The sequence below is a fragment of the Curtobacterium sp. MCPF17_001 genome (genome assembly GCF_003234615.1).
GTDB lineage: Bacteria > Actinomycetota > Actinomycetes > Actinomycetales > Microbacteriaceae > Curtobacterium.
The window spans coordinates 211,244-229,069 of the sequence record NZ_QKSL01000001.1 but is presented as its reverse complement, the minus strand read 5'-3'; the positions used below and the strand labels follow the sequence as shown (position 1 = coordinate 229,069).

Sequence of the window (17,826 nt, the reverse complement as noted above, 5' to 3'; positions counted from 1 at the left end):
CCTTACTGCTCTGTGTTCTGCTGTCGGAGGGCCCGGACGGTGCGGGCGAGGGTGCCGGCGTCGCCGAACGCCCCCGCCTTCGTCACGAGGACCGGCCGGTGGTCGGGGTGGCTGCTGAGGACGACGCCGGGTTCGACGGTGCCGTGCACGCGGACGGTGTCGATGCCGAGCGCGTCCAGGACGGCTCGGGCGGTCTCCCCGCCGGTCAGGACGAGGGCCCCGAAGCGGTCGGCGCTCCGGGTGACGGTCGCCGCGAGGGCCGCGGCGACGTCGAGGGCGTTGTCCTTGTCGACCGGCACGCCCAGGTCGGGGGTGAGGACGACGTCCGAGACGGAACGGGCGATCTGGTCCGTCGCCGCCTGCTCACCGTCGTCGCGGTGCCGCAACTCGACGTGCTCGGCACCGCGCCGGACGAGTTCGTCGATCTGCGATCGAGCGGGTCCGGAGTAGCTCCCGACGACGACGAGGACGCGGTCGACCGGCGCCAGCGGTGCCGTCGGTGTCGCCCCACTGTCTGCGAGCGACAGCATGTGCGCGGCGAGTCCGCCGGAGCCGGTCACGAGGACGGGGCCGGTGACCAGCCGGGAGGCCCGGGCGATCGTCTCGAGGTCGGCGTCGGTGACCGCGTCGAGGACGACCGCGTCGACGCCGTCGGCGTGCAGGCGGTCCAGCTGGGCCGCGATGTCCGCAGGGCTGTCCGTCGGAGCGGGGCTGAGCCTCCCGGCCTGGAGGCCCGCTGCGGTGAGCGATGCGGCCACGTCACCGGCGTGGTCGCCGTCGATGTTGGGCGCGCCACCGACGTGGACGACGCCTCCGACGGTGGTGCGGCCGGTGCCGGGGAAGGCCGGTGCGACGACCGCCAGGGCGCGCTCCGGTCCGGAGACGGCATCGAGTGCTGCCGCGACCTCGGCGCCGACGTTGCCGCGGAGCAGGGAGTCGATCTTCTTGAAGACCGGCCGACCGAGGTCCACCGAGCGGCGGACGACGGAGCCGACGAGCGAGGCGGCCTCCTGGCCGGACAGGTACCGGCTCTCGGTGTCGACCGCGAGCACGTCAGCGGCAGGCCAGGGGACCTCCGGGCCGAGGACGACCGCGCTGGTGCGGATCGCGCCGTACCCGGCCGCGGCGTCAGCGGCACCGGTCAGGTCGTCGGCGACGATCGTCAGGGTGGCTGCGGCGTCGCTCACGAGGCGGCCCGATCGACGGCGACGGCCGCGACGCCGGACGTGTCCCCACCGGTCTTCTTCGCGGCGAGGCGACGGGCGTACCAGGCGACGATGAGCGGGGTGCCGATCGACGTCACCACGATGGCGGCGGAGACGAGGACGGTCGCGGGACCCGCGGCCTCCTTGTACGCCGGGTTCGCGGCGGCCACGAGCATCGGTACCGCCGCCGCGTTGCCGGCGGTCGACGACGCGGCGAGTCCGCCGAGGCCGGTGCCGCCGGTGAAGCGGTCGGCGAGGAACAGCACAGCACCGCTGAGGAACAGCACGACCAGGCCGAGCAGGACGCCGACGAGGCCGGCGCTGAGGACGGTCTGCAGGCTGATGCCGAAGCCGAGCGCCAGGCCGAAGAAGAAGATGAGCACCGGCGACGCCGACGACAGGAACTTGCGCATCGCCGGGTCGAGCGAGCCGAGGACCATGCCGAGCACCAGGGGGATCAACGCGCCGACGAGTGCCTGCCACGGGAACGCGGAGAGGCCGGCGACGCCGAGGATGAGCATGGTGAGGAACGGGCCGGACTCGATCGTCATGATCGAGTACGCCGCGACGTCCTTGGGCTTGCCGTACTGGCCCATCAGCGCCATGTACAGGCCGCCGTTCGTGTCGCTGAACGCGGCGACGAGGGCCAGGACGGACAGGCCGGCGAGGAAGCCGCCCTGGATGGGGAGCTCGGACATGAACTGCCCGGCGACCACGCCGATGACGACGGCGAGCAGCACCTTCGAGCCGAAGAGCGCCCCGCCCTTCTTGAGGATGTAGGGCGTCGCGCGGAGGTCGATGCTCGCGCCCATGCAGACGTAGAAGACGGCCAGGATCGGCGTGCTCCCGGTGAGGAGGCCTCCCGTGAAGGAGCCGAAGAAGTCCGCGGTTCCCGGGGCGACCGTCGCGAGGACGGCACCCACGAGGAGCGGGACGAGCATCATGCCGCCGGGGACCTTCTCGATGGCGGCCTTGATCGGAACGGACATACGCAACTCCATCGTTTCGTTCCGGGTCGTTCCGGCCCGGTACGACAAGAGTTGCACACAACGCGCAGATGCGTGCGCATTGTGTGCAAAAAGCGAGGACGGAGTCGCTCGTTCTGCGCGACGCAGCCGAGCTCCTGCTCAGCGGGATGGCTCCGGGTTCTGCACGGCCGGACGGGCGGTTGCCGCGAGACGGAGACGAGCCGAGCCTCCCGCCCGTCATCGTGACGGACGGGAGGCTCGGCTCACACGGTCGGGTCAGCGCGCGTCCGCTACTGCACCACCTTGTTCGAGTACCGCGTCACGGTCTGCGGCTGCCCGGACACCGCGCCCGTCGCCGCCGATCCCTGCCCGTTGACGACGTGGTCGATGGTCCCCGCATTCGTGTTGAGCGCGACGGTGGTCATGTCGTGCATGACCACGCCCGGACGGTCCGGGACCTCGAACGACTGCGTCGCGTGGAGCGTCGGGTTCACGTTGGTGAAGATGTAGCTGCCGAGACCCCAGGCTTCGTGCGTCTTGACCTTGTCCGAGACCTTGTACGCCGCCCAGCCGTTGACCTTTTGGTGCCGCCACGATGCCTGGTCCGGTGCGTCGTAGGGCAGCTCGTTCTGGAAGAACACGGTCCGCCCGCGCTCGCCGTTCCAGATCACGTTGTACTTCTGGTAGTGCTCGACGAACAGGCCGGTGGCGGTGACGTCGTCACCGTTCACGACGACTCCGGTGTCGGCCGTGTTGACGGTCCAGCCGACGGATCCGGCGACGCCGTGGTCGGCGCGCCAGGCCCAGATGTCGTCGAGGATCGTGTGGCTGCTGTTGACCTCGAGGCTCGTCGTGGCCTTGCCGACGTGCGGACCGCCGATGCGGAAGAACACGTCCTGCAGGGCGGTCGGATCGGCGGCGCTGCCGGCGGTGGCCGGGTTCCGGTCGACCTTGTGGTGGCCGCTGCCGATCTTCAGCAGCGTCGGCGAGTTGACGGTGCCGGCGTCGAAGGTCAGGCCGGCGATGTCGACACCGGGCACGTCGCCGACGACCATCGGGACGGCGCCGTTCTGAGCGGTGAGCGTGGCCAGGCCGAGCCCCAGCACGACGATGTCGGCGCGCTTCACGGCGATGCTCTTCGCGACGTCGTAGACGCCCGGCGTGACGAGCAGGTTCTTGCCCTTCGCGAGGGCGGCGTTGATCGTCGTCACCGAGTCCGTGGGGTGCGCGACGAAGAAGTCACTGAGGGGCAGCGACCGGCCGGGCGTGTGCCCGTCCGCCCAGCTCGGTCCGACGGAGTTCGTCGCGGCGCTCGGCACGAACACGCGGTACGCCCCGTGGTCGTCGACGTAGAGGTACGGCTTCTCGCGGGAGACCGGCGTCGCTGTCAGCGTCGTGTACGGCGGCACCGGGAAGGACTGGGCCGGGGCGTTCAGGTCGCCGGAGAACACCTGGTTCCAGACGCCGTTCGACCATCCGGCACCGAGGTCGGTGTTGCGGACGTAGAACTGCTGCTGCGACCCGTTCAGCGCGCCGCCCTCGAGCTTCGAGTCGGCGACGAAGCCGCCACTGGCGTAGTTCGGGTCCTCGCAGTACGGCATGAAGGACGTGTAGTCCTTCACGTCCACACGACGCATCGGCGCAGCCTGCGAGACGGCCCACATCTCGTTGCCGGTGTGGCAGGCGTCGGCCGTCGGGACCACGTGGATCGTCAGGTTCGACACCGACCGCCAGAAGGTGTCGAGGGAACCGCTGCCGTTGCGTCCGGTGGCCGTGACACCGCCGTTGATGGTCACGCCGCTCGGGTCCTGGCCGAGGCCGTCGACCTCCGTGTAGTACCCGACCCGGATGTCGAGCGGGTTCGTCGCCGAACCGTAGGTGCCCGGCTTGAACAGCAGCGCGTACCGAGCCGTGCCCATCTCGTTGTCGACCTGCTGCTCGTAGACGGCGTCGACCTTCGCCTGGATGTCGGCCTGCGGCATGTCCGGAGAGAAGACGAGCACGTTCTGGCCGAGGTCGGTCGTGGGCGGGACCGGTGGTGCCGCGACCGCGGTCTGGGTCGTGGCGAGGACGCCGAGTGCGGCCGCGCTCACCGCGACGGTCGCGCCGATGACGCGCCTGCGGGTTCGTGCCCGTCCGAGGGGCGATGGGGAGAGGGGGATCACCGTGACCTGCTTCCTTGCAGACGTGCGGTCCGCGTCGGGCCGGGTGACGTCGCTGTCACCGGGCGGACGACGACGGCCGCGCTGGTTGGGGTGGCGGCAGCGTAGCGCCGGCCAGGCGGTTCGCAGGGGACGGATCCGTCGGGACTCGTTGCGCGGATGATCCGTGCCCGCCATCCGGCGGGGACGTGTGGTAGACCCCTCCCCATGAGCAGTCCTTCGTTCCTCGACGCGGAGACGACGAATGCCGACGAACTCACCGCAGCGATCAGCACGGGGTTCGGGTACCGCATCGCGCCCACCACGCGGGCACTGTCGCACCGGCAGCACGTGATCGTCGGCGACCCGGTCACCGTCGCCGACGTCGAGTGGGACACGGAGGTGCGCGTCGCCGTCGACTCCACCGACGAGGTCATGTTCGTCCAGGTGCACTCCGGTGCCTACGCGTTCAACCCGTGGGGAGCCGAGCACGTGATCGGCGAAGGGGAGGCGTTCGTGATGCCCCCGGACCAGGAGCTCGATTTCGTCATCGACCACGCCTACGCATCGACCTGCTCGTTCTCCGCCCAGGTGCTCCGCCGGGTCGCCGGCGAGATCTGGGACGACGAGGACGTGTGCCTGGCGGAAGGTGCCGTGCGTCCGGTCGACGCTGCCCGGCACTGGCTGTGGCGGCGGACCGTGCAGGAGTACCGGCAGCAGGTGCTCGAGACCCCGGAGGTCTACGGCAACGAGCTGCTGCGCGCGCAGGCGACGCGGTTCGTGGTCGTGAGCGCCATCTCCGCCTTCGGACTCGTCACCGAACCCCGGGGCGGTGCGGAGGAGAGTGCCGCCGTCCGCCGTGCGACCGCCTGGGTCGACGAACACCGCCGCGAGCCGATCACGGTGCAGGACATCGCCGCTGCCGCGCGCCTGTCGACCCGTGGGCTGTCCCTGGCCTTCCGCCGGGAGCGCGGGCAGACGCCGATGGAGTACGTCCGGCTGGCGCGGGTCGACGGTGCCCGGGCGGACCTGATCGCCGGCGACCCGACGCGGGGCGACACCGTCACGAGCATCTCGGCCGACTGGGGTTTCAGCAACGCCGGACGGTTCACGGCGCTCTACCGACAGACCTACGGAGAGACGCCGCGCCGGACGCTGATGCGCTGAGCGTGCTGCCACCGCCGCCTCCGCCCGGAGGGTGCAGAGGGCGGAGGTTGGTGAGGCCCCCGCCCTCTCTTCCCAGGACCCTGATCCGGCCCCGGGGCACCCCCATTGTGCCAGGAGCACGCCGTCGACGCAGGCCGTTCGTTCTGCGGCGACACTGATTCCGAGCAGTGTGCCGATGGCGTCTGAGTGCTACCGTCAGCGTCACGCCCCGGTCCCTGGCCGGGCGTCCGCGGGACGGGGTGGCTCCTGATCCGTCACCCCGTCCCGCCCCACTTCCGCGCCGCGGTGCCGCCCGCTACCGTTCTCGACGGGGGACGTCGCGCAGGCGTGGACGGGTCTCCCGCCGCCGCAGACGAGGGGACGCACCATGCGCTGGACCACCGCGATCGCCGCCATCGCACCCCTCGTCGCCGTGCTGGTGCTCGGCGGCTGCACGCAGGAGCCGTTCGACCCCGCGGCGGTCGGACGCTGGAGTGCCTCGAGCAAGGCTGCCGTGCAGGGCGACGACGACGTGCTCGTCGTGCTCAGCGCCGAGATCAGCGCGGGGCAGACCGAGGAGCACGCGCACGGTTCCGTCGCGTCGACGTTCGCGGGGCCGGTGGAGATCGACGCGCTGGAGCTCTCGTGCTTCGGTGACGGCACGATGTCAACCGAGGTCGAGCTCGAGTCCCACGGCTCCACGGTGACGTACGGCGCGGAGCCGATGCAGTGCGGCGGACGGCCGCAGCGCCTCCGGGTCCCGGCGAAGTGGCGGCACGACGTCGACCGCGTCGGGTTCGGTGGCGGTGACAGCACGGCGGACAGCGCCTGGCAGCTGACCGTCCGCGGGTCCGGCGGCCAGGCGGACTGACACACCGCCGCGCCGGAACCGCCCTGCTGCCACGACGACACGGCGAGGGGCTACGCTCGCCGGCATGGGCCGACACGCCGCAGTGCCATCGACCGAGCCGGCGATCGTGGCCGCGCCGGCGCCCCTCGAGCGTCCGGTCGCAGGACCACGGTCGGTCTCGGTGTCGACCGCGCGCGCCCGTCGAGGCCCCGGCCCGTTGCCCCGTCCACCGCTGCCGTCCCGGTCATCGACACCCTCGTCGGCAGCACCGGATCACGGCACGCCCCGTCGCCCCGCCGCCCACCCCGCCGCCGCGCATCGTTCGGCGGCCCGTCGCGTCGCCGCGGCCGTGGCGTTCGCGACGCCTGTCGCCCTCCTCGCGACGCAGCTGACCCTCCCGGCCTTCGCCGACCCCGCGACGGCGGTCGTCCCGGCAGCGGCGACGGCCCCCGCCGCCCAGACGTTCTCCACGCAGGGCGCGGTCGAGCTCGCCGTGGACCGCGACGGCTTCACGGTGCAGGCGCCGAAGCCGAAGCCGAAGCCGGAACCGCAGACTCCGGCTGCCCCGACCACTGCCCCGGCGGTGCAGTCCGTGGCCGCCAGCGCGGTCGCCCCGAAGCCCGCCGCCGCACCGGCCCCCGTCCGCGTCGTCCCGACACCGACCCCCGGTAGCGCCCAGGCGATCGCCGCCGACATGGTCGCGGCTCGCGGCTGGAGCAGCGACGACTTCGGCTGTCTCGTGTCGCTCTGGGACCGCGAGTCCGGCTGGCGCACCACGGCCGCCAACCCGAACGGCGCGTACGGCATCCCGCAGGCGTACCCGGGGTCGAAGATGGCGTCAGCCGGAGCCGACTGGCAGACGAACCCCGCGACGCAGATCACGTGGGGGCTCGACTACATCGCCGGTCGGTACGGCACCCCGTGTGGTGCGTGGGCGCACAGCGAGGCCGTCGGCTCGTACTGAGTCGTCGGTGCCTGCCGGTCGCTCGTGGTGTGCACCCGTCACCGGATGGACAGCCGGTCTCGGATCAGGACACGGCGAGTGCCCGGCGGAGCTCCTGGCAGAGTTCGCCGAGCGCCTGCGGCACAGCACGACTGATGCGCGGGAAGGCCATGAAGCCGTGCGGCATGCCGAAGTACGTCGTGGTCCGGACGGCGACCCCCGCGTCCTGCAGGGATGCGGCGAACCGGAGCCCGTCGTCCCGGAGCGGGTCGTGCTCGGCGACCTGCACCAGGGCGGGCGGCAGCCCGGCCAGTTCCGCGAACAGCGGTGACGCGTACGGCTCGCGCGGGTCCGCGCCGCCGAGGTAGTGGCGGCGGAACGCGAGCATGTCGGCCTTGGTCAGGATCGGGGCGGTGGCGTTCTCGTCGATCGACGGGCTCGCCATCGTCAGGTCGGTCGCCGGGTAGAGGAGTGCCTGGAACGCGATCGCCGGGCCGGAACGGTCGCGTGCCATCAGGGCGACGACGGCGGCCAGGTTCCCGCCGGCGCTGTCGCCGACGACCGCGACCCGGGTCGTGTCGGCACCGAGTTCCGATGCGCGACCGACGAGGTCCACCGTGGCGGCGTACGAGTCCTCGGCGGCCGCGGGCCAGCGGTGACCCGGCGCGAGGCGGTAGTCCAGGGACGCGACGACCACCCGGGCGTCCCGCGCGATGTTCGACGCCAGCCAGTCGTAGGTGTCGAGGGTGCCCGAGGTCCAGCCGCCGCCGTGCACGAGGACCACGAGCGGTGGGGTCCCGGTGAACGTCGTCGGACGGTACACGCGCACCCCGATCGGTCCGTCCTGCCCCGCGGCGGTCGTGTCGCGGACGCTGACCCCGGGAGCGAGTCCGCCGAGCAGCAGGTCCGTGACGGCGTTGTGGCCGACCACCCGCTGCTGGTCGGCGGTGATCTGGGCCTCGGAGCGGCGGGTCACGGACGCCAGCCCGATCAGCCGTCCCAGGACCTTGGTCCGTCGATCGAGTTCCGTCACGGTTCCTCCTCCGTCGCCGTCCTGGCACAGCCGCCGTCCTGGTGGCTCTCAGCAGTCTCCGCTCCGGACGGGTGCGGACGGTCAGGGAGCGGCAAGCGGAAACCGGGCGACGGCGGAGGATCATGGATCCGGAGGCGGGTCAGTTCCGTAGGGTCGTTCGCGGGTACTCACCGAACGCGGCTTGGTAGGCGCCGGAGAACCGGCCCAGGTGTGCGAAGCCCCACCTTCGGGCGATGTCTCGCACGGAAGCAGTCGCTGCGTCCAGCTGCCGGAGTTCTCGGTGGGCTCCGTGGAGACGAACGGTCTGCAAGTACCGCATGGGTGTTTGACCGAGGTGCCGTTGGAAAGCCTCCTGCGTCGCTCGGACGCTCAGACCAGCAGCCTCGGCAACGTCGGAGACGCTCATCGGGTCGGCGGCGTGCTCGTGGATGTACTCGACCGCTGCGCGGATCCGGTCTCGTCTCGGCAAGAGCACCGCACGAGGCAGCGCGCGCACCCGCGGTGGGTACATCCGCAGGAACGCGGCAGCGGTGCCTCGGGTGAGGGTGTGCCACAGCAGCGTTTCGATGCCGCCGACCTTCAGCTCGCGGGAGAGCAACCCGAGGCTCTCGCGCCACTGCGTGACCGCGGCGGGGTCGAGGGTGCGGAGGTGGTCGAGGCCGAGGTCGGGGACCTCGCCGGTGTGGAACAGTTCGTCGGCGACCTCGTGCACGAGTCGGCGGGACATGTGCACGACGCGTTGGTCGTAGTCCCGGTACTCGAACACGAACTCTCGCGCGCTCGGGAACAGCATCGGGACGTCCCCCGTCATCGGCACCCGGTCGTGCACGATGTCCGGCACACCGGTACCGGAGGTGAGCCACTGGACGATGTACTCGTCCGAGGGCGCCATGACGCCGCGGATGAAACCGTTGATCCGGGACCTGCGAAGGGTCACGTCGGCGTCGCCGACCGCGGTGTGGCGGTAGGTGAAGGGACGTGCGGTGGCCCGGGCGGCCCAGTGCCGGCCGGCGTAGAACCCGCTGAGGTTGAGAACGGCAGCCTCGGGGCTGCTCCCGGCCGCTTCGATCCGGACGTCACTGCGGCCGTCCTCGGTGCGTTCGACGTCCGACGGGTCTTCGTTGGTCGTCGTCATCCGCATCTCCGCGTTTCCCAGCGGCGCCCGCCCTTGCACCAGGTCAGCGCACTCCGACTTCGTTAGAGAGTCTAGCGACCCGACGCGTTGCCGCTGAGGACTTCCTCCTCGGCTCTCGTTCGCCCGTTCATCCCTTTCACGCGGGCCTCCTCGGGGAAATCACGAGTGAGTCGTAGCGTGCAAGGAGCACGAGACCTCGTTGATCGCGTGCACCGTTCTGCACACGATTCGCCCCCTTTGAGCTGGTCGCGGGTGCCCCGCCCACATGACCAGCCGCACCGTCACCAGGTGCGCCTTCCTCGGCGTCAGCCGGCAGGAGCAGGTCGGAACCGGATCATCATGATGTACCTCGTCTACGGACTGTCCTCGATCCTCACCAGCAGCGCGGCCGCAGCCGCCGTGTTGCAGTACACAGCAGCTCTGAGTCAGAGCTCGCTCGCGGACGTCGTGACGATGCCGGCGGTCGATCTGAGCGGCGCGAACACGTCCGTCAGCCTGGTGCTCGGCCCGGGGATCCCCGTGCTCACAGAGGACGCTTCCGACGACGTCCTCGAGCCAGCGCATCAGGAGTTCGTCGACGACATCACCGACCGCACCCGTGCGGTCCTCATCAGCGCGCGTCCCCGCGCCTGACGGAGGCGGCTCGTCCGCCTCTTCGTCGTAGCGGAGCCCTTCGGCGAAGCGCGCCGCGGACGTCTGGAGATGTGGCCGTACGCCCGGGTCAGGTCGCGGTCGCGGTCGCGGTGGGGACCAAAGCGACACTGCGTCGCTCGCGGGGGTTCGGTCGGCGTTCCACCCGTGCAGCGCTGCTGAGACGGTCGACGAGCTTGGTCACACCGGCGGATGTGAGGTGCAGTTTCGCCGCGAGTTCGGTGGGACTCAGAAACCGGTCTCCGCGGCTCGCCTCGACCAGGTGCAGCAGTGCGACCGCATCGGTCGGCCGGATGGCACATGACGTGCGGAACCCGAGTTGGTGGCCGGGATGAAGGCCGTTCCTCGTTCTGAGCAACGGCCTTCAGTCGTACCCGAGCTGCCTGCGGCGGTCGTGGATCAGGCGTCGTGGGCGAGCGAGGAGGACAGCTGCTCGTGTGCCGCGACCTGCTCGAGGAGCAGGTTCGCCTTGTCGAGGGCGGTCTGCACGGCATCGGCACCCGCGACCCAGCGCAGTGGGGGTTCACCGGAATCGGTCAAGGAGACCAGGGCGGCCGCGAGCTTGGCGGGGTCCCCGCCTTGCTTTCCGTTCATGCCCTTCCACGCCTCGATCGTCGTCGCGGTGCGCTCGGCGTAGTCCTCGATCGACAGCTCGGGCCAGATCGTCGACGTGCCTTCGACGAGCAGTTCGGTGCGGAAGAAGCCGGGCTCGACGACCATCGTCGTGATGCCGTACGGAGCGAGGTCGTAGCGGATCGACTCCATCCATCCCTCGAGCGCGAACTTCGACGCGCAGTACGCCGCGACGAACTCCTGGCCGACGATGCCCGCGGTCGAGCTGATCGTGATGACCTGACCGCTGCGCTGGTGACGCATGACGGGCAGGACCGCGCGGGTGACGGTGAGCGGGCCGAAGAAGTTCGTCTCCATCTGCTGCCGCATCTGCGCCGGGCTGATCTCCTCGAAGAACCCGGCGTAGAACAGGCCGGCGTTGTTGACGAGCACGTCGATGCGACCGAAGTGGGCGACGGCAGCGTCGGTGGCTGCTCGGGCGGCGTGCTCGTCGGTGATGTCGAGCGACACCGCCAGCAGGTTCTCCTGGTCACCGAACACGTCGGTGACCTTCGCAGCGTCACGCGCGGTCGCGACGACGCGGTGGCCGGCGGCGAGGGCGGCCCTGGTCAGGTCGATGCCCATCCCGCGTGCTGCGCCGGTGATGAACCAAACCGTGGAGTCGGTCATGGGAGTGCCTTCCTGTCGGGAACGCTGCAAGTCAACGTCGCCGCCTCGGACGGAGCCAGACTCCGCCGACACGGTCACTGACAGGGACCCTCTCGGGGTACCGGCGTGACGTACCGTCGAGGGGTGGACACCCAGGCGGAGATCCGCGACTTCCTGACATCGCGGCGGGCACGGCTCACCCCGGAGCAGATCGGCCTGCCCGACTTCGGTGGACGCCGCCGAGTCGCGGGACTCCGACGGGAGGAGGTGGCTCTCGTCGCCGGGATCAGCGTCGAGTACTACACCCGCCTCGAACGGGGCAACGCGACCGGCGTCTCCGACAGTGTCCTCGACGGCGTCACCCGCGCCCTGCTCCTCGACGATGTCGAAGCCACGCACCTGGTCGACCTCGTCCGTGCTGCCAACGCACCCACGAGCCTCCGGACGCGGCGCTCCGCACAACGACCACAGCACGTCAGTGCGAGCGTGCAGCAGATCGTGGACGGCATGACGGACATGCCGGTGATCGTGCAGAACACCACGCTCGACGTGGTCGCGTCGAACCGGCTCGGTCGTGCGTTCTACAGCGACCTCTTCGGTACTCCGGGCCGGTCGGTGGACTTCGGCCGGTACATCTTCCTCGACCCCCGGTCGCACGACTTCTACCGCGACTGGGACAGCGTTGCCGTACAGAGTGTCGCGGTGCTCCGGACCGAGGCGGCCCGCACTCCCGGCGACCGCGCACTCACCACGCTCGTCGGGGAGCTGTCGGTGGCGAGCGAGGCGTTCCGCACCCTCTGGGCCAGCCACACGGTGCGGGAACACCGTTCCGGCCAGAAGCTGGTGCACCACCCCATCGTCGGTGACCTCGACCTGACGTTCGAGTCGCTCGACATCGGCTCCCGTCGCGGACTCGCGCTGGTCACCTACCTCGCATCACCCGGATCAGCCTCACACGACAGCCTGCAACTGCTCGCGCACTGGGCTGTCACCAACGACACGGGACCGGTCCGCCAGCCCCGCACGACGGAGCGCTGACCCCGGGGCGATCGTCACCGTCCATCGTGACGGACTCCGCCGGCCCCGGCCGTCGCCTGCCGACCTGCTCACGGTGAGCCCGGTCCGTCGGCGGCGACGTGGTGCTCGCGCTGCAGTGGCGCGGGGAGGCGCATCACGAGTCGCCACCGGTTCCCCTCCGAGTCGCGCTCGTAGGAGAAGTCGTCCATCAGCAGTTCGATCATCGCGATGCCGCGCCCGGACTCCGCCATCTCCTCGGGGTCCGGCATCGCGGTGCGGAACGGCACGTGCACCTCGGCGCCGCTGTCGCTGAGCAGCGCCTCCAGCGCCGTCGATGTCCGACGGAGTGTCAGCTCGCACAGCAGCCGCTCGCTGCCCTCGGTGTGCTCGATGACGTTCCCGGCGAGTTCGAGCAGTGCGGTCTCGAACCGGGCTCGCTCCCCACTGCCGAGGTCGGCGTTCAGTTGCCAGAGGTCGTCGACCGACTCGTGCACCTCGTCGACGTCGTTCGGCGGGATCACGAGCAGCACGGTGCGCTCCCACGCCGGCCCGTGGATCTCCGACACGTCGGCCGTCTCGTCACTCACCATGGGCACATACTCACACCTCTGCGGGCCGACGCGGGCCTCATCCGCTCCGACAGCGTCGACCGACCGCAGGTCGCGGGCCGAGGCCGTCAGTGCGCTCGGCCCCGCAGTCGCCCGATCCCCAGCACGATCCCGACGACGACCATGCCGAGGACGAGTCCCGCGACGGCCGAGATCGCCGTGTCGACGACCCACGTGACGACGGGCCCGCCGCCCTCGACGGCGTGCTCGACGTGGTGCAGCAGCTCGTACGGCCCAGCCCAGAACGTCTCCGCCAGGTTCTGGATGACCAGGTGGCCACCGACCCAGAGCATCGCGACGGTGCCGACGATGCTGATCACCCGGAACACGGCCGGCATCGCGCGGACGATCCGGGCGCCGGCGCGACGGGTGCGTCGGACCGGGTTCTTCATCATCTGCAGGCCGATGTCGTCGATCTTCACCAGCAGTGCGACGGCGCCGTAGACCAGCAGGGTCATGCCGAGGCCGATCACGGCGAGCGCACCGAGGGTCTGCCAGAAGCCCAGGTCGGTGTCCAGGCTGGCGAGCCCGATGAGCATGATCTCGGTGCTGAGGATGAGGTCGGTGCGGATCGCCCCGAACACGAGCTTCGGCTCGCTCGCGGCCTCGTCCGAGGCGGCCTCGTGGTGCACGCCGAACCACTCGGTGACCTTCTCGGCACCCTCGAAGCACAGGTAGGTGCCGCCGATGACGAGCAGCCACGGCAGGACCCAGGGCGCGAAGGCCGACAGCAGCAGCGCCAGCGGGATGATGATGACGAACTTGTTGAACAGGCTGCCGAGGGCGATCCGACCGACCACGGGGAGCTCCCGCGCGGGCGCCAGGCCCTGCACGTACTGCGGGGTGACGGCGGCGTCGTCGATGACGACGCCCGCGGTCTTCGCGCTGGCCTTGAGCGCCGCGCTGAGGATGTCGTCCACGACGGCGAGCAGTCCGACTGACATGTGGTGGTCTCCTCGACGGTCCGGGCAAGCTGTCCGACCGCACAGACTAGTGGCCCGGAGGTGGGCGTTCCCGATGAGCCGATCGATCCGTGAACGATCCAGCAGGCCGCCTCGTGTCCTGGGTATGGGAATGCGAACTCGTACCAAGGTCATCATCGGCATCGCGGCGGGCGTCGTCGTGGTCGCAGGGGCCGGCGTCGTCGTCGGTCCGCGCCTCTACGCGGACGCCGTCAACGGCTCGGCGGCCGCCGCGCCGTCGCTCTCCCCGAGCGCCGCGGGCGAGCTCGACACCACCCACGCCGACGGCACGTGGAGGTCGGGCACCGGTTCCTACGCCGGGTACCGCGTGCACGAGGTCCTGCAGGGGCAGGATGTCACCGTGGTCGGACGGACGAAGCAGGTCGAGGGGACGGCGACCGTCGACGGCGGGAAGCTCTCCGACGCCACCGTCACGGTGCAGGTCGGCGAGATCAGCACGCCGGAAGCCGCGCGCGACGCGTACTTCCGTGACAAGGCCCTGCAGACGGACCAGTTCCCGACCGCGACGTTCCGCGTCACGAAGCCGGTGGACGTCTCGAGCGCCCTCGGTGGCTCGACCCAGAGCGTCACCCTCAGCGGTGACCTCACCATGCACGGCGTCACGAAGACCGTGCAGGCCGACGCGCAGGTCGCGGTCGGCGCAGACGGGGACGTCCAGGTCGCCGGCACGGTCCCGGTCACGTTCCAGGACTACGGGGTGACGGCTCCGTCGCTCGGCTTCGTCACGGTGGACCCGAAGGGCTCGGTCGAGTTCTCACTCGACCTCGCGAAGTGACGATGGCCGCATCGGGACCGGACGAGCTGCTCGGCGCGCTGTACCGCGAGCACGGCGACGCCCTGCTCCGGTACGTGCGGCACCTCACCCGCGACGCTGGTCACGTCGAGGACGTCGTCCAGGAGACGATGGTCCGAGCCTGGCAGCGCCCGACCGTCCTGGAACGGGAGCCGGACGCGGCCCGGGCTTGGCTGTTCACGGTGGCCCGGAACCTGGTCGTCGACGATGCCCGGTCCGCCCGGAACCGCCGCGAGCACGGCACGGACCGTCCGGTGGACCAGGTCGAGGCGGACCGGACCGACGCGGTCCTCGACCGCATCGTCGTCGCCGACGCCCTGGCATCGTTGTCGTCGGAACACCGCCGGGTGGTCGTCGACGCGTACTGGCTCGGACACACCGTGCCCGAGATCGCCCGGCGACACGACATCCCCGAGGGCACCGTGAAGTCGCGGTTGCACTACGGGCTGCGAGCACTGCGCCTCGCCCTGCAGGAGAGAGGCGTCACCCGATGAGCGACGACCGGTACGCGGAGTGGGACGCGGCCTACGTCCTCGGGTCGCTCCCGCCCGCGGAACGTCTGGAGTACGAGCGGCACCTGGAGCACTGCGACGCGTGTCGCTCGGCCGTCGCCGAGTTGGCCGGTCTGCCGGGGCTGCTGGGGCGCCTCCCGGCCGACGCCGCGGTGGAGATCGCGGAACCGGACGGGAGGCCCGTCACCAGTGGCGACGGAACGCTCGCCTCGGTCGCGCACCGCGTCCGGCGTCGTCGGCGGCGTCGCCGCGTGCTGGCCGCCGCCGGGGCCGGCGTCGTGGTCGCCGTCGCGGTGGTGGCCGGGCTGGGCCTCGGTCTGCGCGCCGACGGTCCGACCCCGGGCAGCACGGACGCGGCCCGGCCGCCGGCGTCCGCCGGTGCCTCGTCGGACCGGTACACCCTGACCGGCAAGTCCGGGTTCGACGTCGACCTGGCCGTGCGCACCGAGTCCTGGGGCACCCGGTTCGACTGGGGCTGCTCCTACGGCGGGCGCGACTGGGCCTCGGACGGGTCCGTCATGTACGACCTGGTCGTCGTGCGCACCGACGGGTCCGACGAGCGGATCGCGTCGTGGACGGCGGCCGGACGGGAGGCCCGTGGCCTGTCCGCCACGACGGACGTGCCCCGCGCCGACATCGCGAGCGTCGAGGTGCGACTGCGCGGGGAGACGGGAATGCTGGCGCGGACGGACCTCTGAGCACAGGACTCCCACTCCGGGGGCCGCTCGCGCACGAGAGGATGGCGGGATGACTCGCGCGCAGACCGTCCGGGACGCCGTCGTGGCCGAGGTCACCCGGACCGGTTTCGGCGCCCACGGGCTGCACGTGCTCGTCCGCGACGACGTCGCCGACCACCGCTGGACGCCCGACGAACCGGAGGACGTGCAGTCGATCGCGAAGGGCGTCTGCGTCCTGGCGGTCGGGATCGCCGCCGACGACGGTGTGGTCGACCTCGACGTGCCGGTGTCGGAGTACCTGCCCGAGGTCCGGTTCGGCGACGGCACGCAGCGCGTCACGCTCCGTCGCCTGCTCAGCATGACGAGCGGCATCGACCTGCCGTGGTCGCCGACGCTGCTGACCGACTGGCCGGACCTGGCCGTCGAGTTCCTCGGGCGTCCGAGCCGGGGCCGGGTGTTCCAGTACGCGAACGCCAGTACCTACACGGCGATGCGTGTCCTGGCGACCCGGGTCGGTGACGTCGGCCGCTTCGTGCAGGACCGGCTGCTCACCCCGCTCGGCATCGACGGGGCCGAGTGGGAGCGGTGCCCGAACGGCTTCGTCGCGGCCGGCGGCGGGCTGTTCCTCCGGACCGCTGAGGTCGCACGGATCGGTCGACTCGTCCGGGACCGAGGCCGGGTCGGTGCGCAGCAGCTCGTCGCGGCGCAGTGGGTCGACGCCCTGCACGCCGACTGGGTCGTGGCCGGTCGGGACCCGGCGTACCAGCGGTACGCGCTCGCCGGGTGGGACGGGCCGGCGCAGCTCTGGCGGCTGCACGGGGCGGGCGGGCAGATGCTCCTCTTCGATCCGGCGGCGGACGCCGTGGTGACCGTCACGGCCGACGACCACTCCGGGGCGGACGCGCTCGCGTCCTTCGTGGCGTCGGCCTTGGCGGACGTCTCGGACTGACGGGTACCGGCTCAGTCGGTCCTGGTCGTGCCATGCGCCGAACCCGAACCGGCCACACGTCCTCGACGATCCCGCCGTCGATTGCGCGAGTATTGACTTTCCATGTTGGTAACACTTAGTGTTGCCGACATGGAAACACCTTCGAACGACGACGCATCCCAGCCGACCGACGCGGTCACCGCGCTCCGGGTCGCGAGTGACGCCCAGACCCGTCTCGCCGCCCGTGTGCGCTCGCCGTGGTGGGTGCACCTGCTGCGCGGCGGACTCGTCGCGGCGGTGGTCTTCGGGGTCAGCGGGACCGAGAACTCCCCGTGGCTGTTGCTCGGTGTCGTCGGCCTCATCGCCCTGTCCCGCCGTCGTGTGAGCGAGGTCGGCATCGCACGCTCGAACCCCGATCGCTGGCGTTTCGTGACGCTCGGTGCTCCGTGGTCGGTCACCGCTCTGCTCGTGGTCGTCGCCGCCATGGTCTTCCTGGTGATCGTCCGCGACGAGTCCCCGTGGCAGGTGGGCAGCGCCGTCACCCTCGCCGGGATCGTCACCGCCGTCCTCGGGCCGCTCGCCGATGCCGCAGCCAGGCGTCGCTTGGCGGGTGACCACATCGGTGGCGCGCCGGGTGGCGACGCACGGTGAGTGCTCCGGAGCCCGTCTTCGACGCCGTCGTCCACGCGCCGCAGCGGCTGCAGATCTGCGCCATGCTGGCGCGCGGCGGGGAGGTCGAGTTCGGCGTCCTGCGCGAAGCGCTCGACGTCTCGGACGCCACCCTCAGCAAACACCTCCGCATCCTCACCGACGCGGGCTACGTCGACCTCCGCCGTGTGCAACGCGCCAAGGGGCAGGCGCGCACCTGGGTCTCGCTCACCCCGGTGGGGTCGAAGGCGCTCCGCGGGCACTTTGCGTTCCTGCAGAGCATCGCGCCGCCAGAGCCCGTGAACCCGCGTGGCGCCTGACGATCGTCCCCGCCCCCGAAGTGGGGTCGGTGATCCGGCCCGGGTCC

20 protein-coding genes are annotated in these 17,826 nt (G+C 71.2%); 11 read left to right on the top strand and 9 right to left on the bottom strand.

The window, feature by feature from the left end; all coding sequences use genetic code 11:
- Window positions 1-2: 2 nt before the first annotated feature.
- The 3 genes from DEJ24_RS01170 to DEJ24_RS01160 all read right to left on the bottom strand — a co-directional run bounded on the left by DEJ24_RS01170 (window position 3) and on the right by DEJ24_RS01160 (window position 4,338).
- Window positions 3-1,187, bottom strand: a complete 1,185-nt coding sequence (locus DEJ24_RS01170) for a four-carbon acid sugar kinase family protein (RefSeq protein ID WP_181432757.1) — start codon at window positions 1,185-1,187, stop codon at window positions 3-5.
- The gene (locus DEJ24_RS01165) at window positions 1,184-2,194 is read right to left on the bottom strand and encodes a 2-keto-3-deoxygluconate permease (protein WP_111076926.1); all 1,011 of its coding nucleotides are present in this window, start codon (window positions 2,192-2,194) and stop codon (window positions 1,184-1,186) included. Before DEJ24_RS01165 ends, DEJ24_RS01170 begins: the two co-directional genes overlap by 4 nt.
- A 269-nt stretch (window positions 2,195-2,463) precedes the next feature.
- Entirely contained in the window at window positions 2,464-4,338 is a 1,875-nt protein-coding gene (locus tag DEJ24_RS01160; protein ID WP_146242485.1) for an adenylyl cyclase, read from the bottom strand.
- Window positions 4,339-4,542: 204 nt separating this feature from the next.
- Between DEJ24_RS01160 and DEJ24_RS01155 the strand changes: the two genes are divergently transcribed.
- From DEJ24_RS01155 to DEJ24_RS01145, 3 genes are all read left to right on the top strand, one after another.
- On the top strand, window positions 4,543-5,481 hold the full coding sequence (locus DEJ24_RS01155) for an AraC family transcriptional regulator (RefSeq protein ID WP_181432758.1): 939 nt from the start codon (window positions 4,543-4,545) through the stop codon (window positions 5,479-5,481).
- Between the two features lie 367 nt (window positions 5,482-5,848).
- Window positions 5,849-6,331 carry a hypothetical protein gene (locus tag DEJ24_RS01150; RefSeq protein WP_111076923.1) on the top strand — a complete coding sequence of 161 codons (483 nt, stop codon included), beginning with the start codon at window positions 5,849-5,851 and terminating at the stop codon, window positions 6,329-6,331.
- Between the two features lie 328 nt (window positions 6,332-6,659).
- A complete protein-coding gene (locus tag DEJ24_RS01145) occupies window positions 6,660-7,274 on the top strand; it encodes a lytic transglycosylase domain-containing protein (RefSeq protein ID WP_258374608.1) in 615 nt (204 codons plus the stop codon).
- Window positions 7,275-7,338: 64 nt separating this feature from the next.
- On the opposite strand, the gene DEJ24_RS01140 is transcribed toward DEJ24_RS01145, so the two are convergent.
- Entirely contained in the window at window positions 7,339-8,286 is a 948-nt protein-coding gene (locus DEJ24_RS01140; protein ID WP_111076922.1) for an alpha/beta hydrolase, read from the bottom strand.
- Between the two features lie 139 nt (window positions 8,287-8,425).
- Window positions 8,426-9,421: a helix-turn-helix domain-containing protein gene (locus tag DEJ24_RS01135; RefSeq protein WP_111076921.1), complete on the bottom strand. Its 996-nt coding sequence runs from the start codon at window positions 9,419-9,421 to the stop codon at window positions 8,426-8,428.
- A 339-nt stretch (window positions 9,422-9,760) separates the two neighbouring features.
- Here DEJ24_RS01135 and DEJ24_RS01130 point away from each other — a divergent pair, with 339 nt between their 5' ends.
- A complete protein-coding gene (locus tag DEJ24_RS01130; RefSeq protein ID WP_111076920.1) occupies window positions 9,761-10,054 on the top strand; it encodes a hypothetical protein in 294 nt (97 codons plus the stop codon).
- A gap of 88 nt (window positions 10,055-10,142) precedes the next feature.
- Here the strand turns inward: DEJ24_RS01130 and DEJ24_RS17345 are convergent, their stop codons facing one another.
- Both DEJ24_RS17345 and DEJ24_RS01120 read right to left on the bottom strand, forming a co-directional pair.
- On the bottom strand, window positions 10,143-10,430 hold the full coding sequence (locus DEJ24_RS17345) for a MarR family transcriptional regulator (RefSeq protein ID WP_111076919.1): 288 nt from the start codon (window positions 10,428-10,430) through the stop codon (window positions 10,143-10,145).
- Window positions 10,431-10,471: 41 nt separating this feature from the next.
- Entirely contained in the window at window positions 10,472-11,314 is an 843-nt protein-coding gene (locus DEJ24_RS01120; RefSeq protein WP_111076918.1) for an SDR family NAD(P)-dependent oxidoreductase, read from the bottom strand.
- A 123-nt stretch (window positions 11,315-11,437) separates the two neighbouring features.
- On the opposite strand from DEJ24_RS01120, the gene DEJ24_RS01115 reads away from it, so the two are divergent.
- On the top strand, window positions 11,438-12,331 hold the full coding sequence (locus DEJ24_RS01115) for a helix-turn-helix domain-containing protein (RefSeq protein ID WP_111076917.1): 894 nt from the start codon (window positions 11,438-11,440) through the stop codon (window positions 12,329-12,331).
- Between the two features lie 68 nt (window positions 12,332-12,399).
- Here DEJ24_RS01115 and DEJ24_RS01110 read toward each other — a convergent pair whose 3' ends face one another.
- Together DEJ24_RS01110 and DEJ24_RS01105 are read right to left on the bottom strand one after the other, a co-directional pair.
- Window positions 12,400-12,900 (bottom strand): ATP-binding protein, encoded by a 501-nt coding sequence (locus DEJ24_RS01110; RefSeq protein WP_111076916.1) that lies wholly within the window; start codon window positions 12,898-12,900, stop codon window positions 12,400-12,402.
- A gap of 86 nt (window positions 12,901-12,986) precedes the next feature.
- Window positions 12,987-13,862 (bottom strand): DUF808 domain-containing protein, encoded by an 876-nt coding sequence (locus DEJ24_RS01105; protein ID WP_111076915.1) that lies wholly within the window; start codon window positions 13,860-13,862, stop codon window positions 12,987-12,989.
- A 130-nt stretch (window positions 13,863-13,992) separates the two neighbouring features.
- Here DEJ24_RS01105 and DEJ24_RS01100 point away from each other — a divergent pair, with 130 nt between their 5' ends.
- The 6 genes from DEJ24_RS01100 (at window position 13,993) to DEJ24_RS01075 (ending at window position 17,779) form a co-directional block, all read left to right on the top strand.
- Complete coding sequence (locus tag DEJ24_RS01100; protein ID WP_111076914.1) at window positions 13,993-14,676, top strand: YceI family protein; 684 nt, start codon at window positions 13,993-13,995, stop codon at window positions 14,674-14,676.
- Between the two features lie 2 nt (window positions 14,677-14,678).
- Window positions 14,679-15,188, top strand: a complete 510-nt coding sequence (locus DEJ24_RS01095) for a sigma-70 family RNA polymerase sigma factor (RefSeq protein ID WP_111076913.1) — start codon at window positions 14,679-14,681, stop codon at window positions 15,186-15,188.
- Window positions 15,185-15,904: an anti-sigma factor gene (locus DEJ24_RS01090; RefSeq protein WP_111076912.1), complete on the top strand. Its 720-nt coding sequence runs from the start codon at window positions 15,185-15,187 to the stop codon at window positions 15,902-15,904. The genes DEJ24_RS01095 and DEJ24_RS01090 overlap by 4 nt, the downstream gene beginning before the upstream one ends.
- A gap of 49 nt (window positions 15,905-15,953) precedes the next feature.
- Complete coding sequence (locus tag DEJ24_RS01085) at window positions 15,954-16,832, top strand: serine hydrolase (protein WP_111076911.1); 879 nt, start codon at window positions 15,954-15,956, stop codon at window positions 16,830-16,832.
- Between the two features lie 129 nt (window positions 16,833-16,961).
- A complete protein-coding gene (locus DEJ24_RS01080; protein ID WP_111076910.1) occupies window positions 16,962-17,462 on the top strand; it encodes a hypothetical protein in 501 nt (166 codons plus the stop codon).
- Window positions 17,459-17,779 (top strand): transcriptional regulator, encoded by a 321-nt coding sequence (locus tag DEJ24_RS01075; RefSeq protein ID WP_111076909.1) that lies wholly within the window; start codon window positions 17,459-17,461, stop codon window positions 17,777-17,779. The genes DEJ24_RS01080 and DEJ24_RS01075 overlap by 4 nt, the downstream gene beginning before the upstream one ends.
- The last annotated feature ends 47 nt before the right edge of the window (window positions 17,780-17,826 follow it).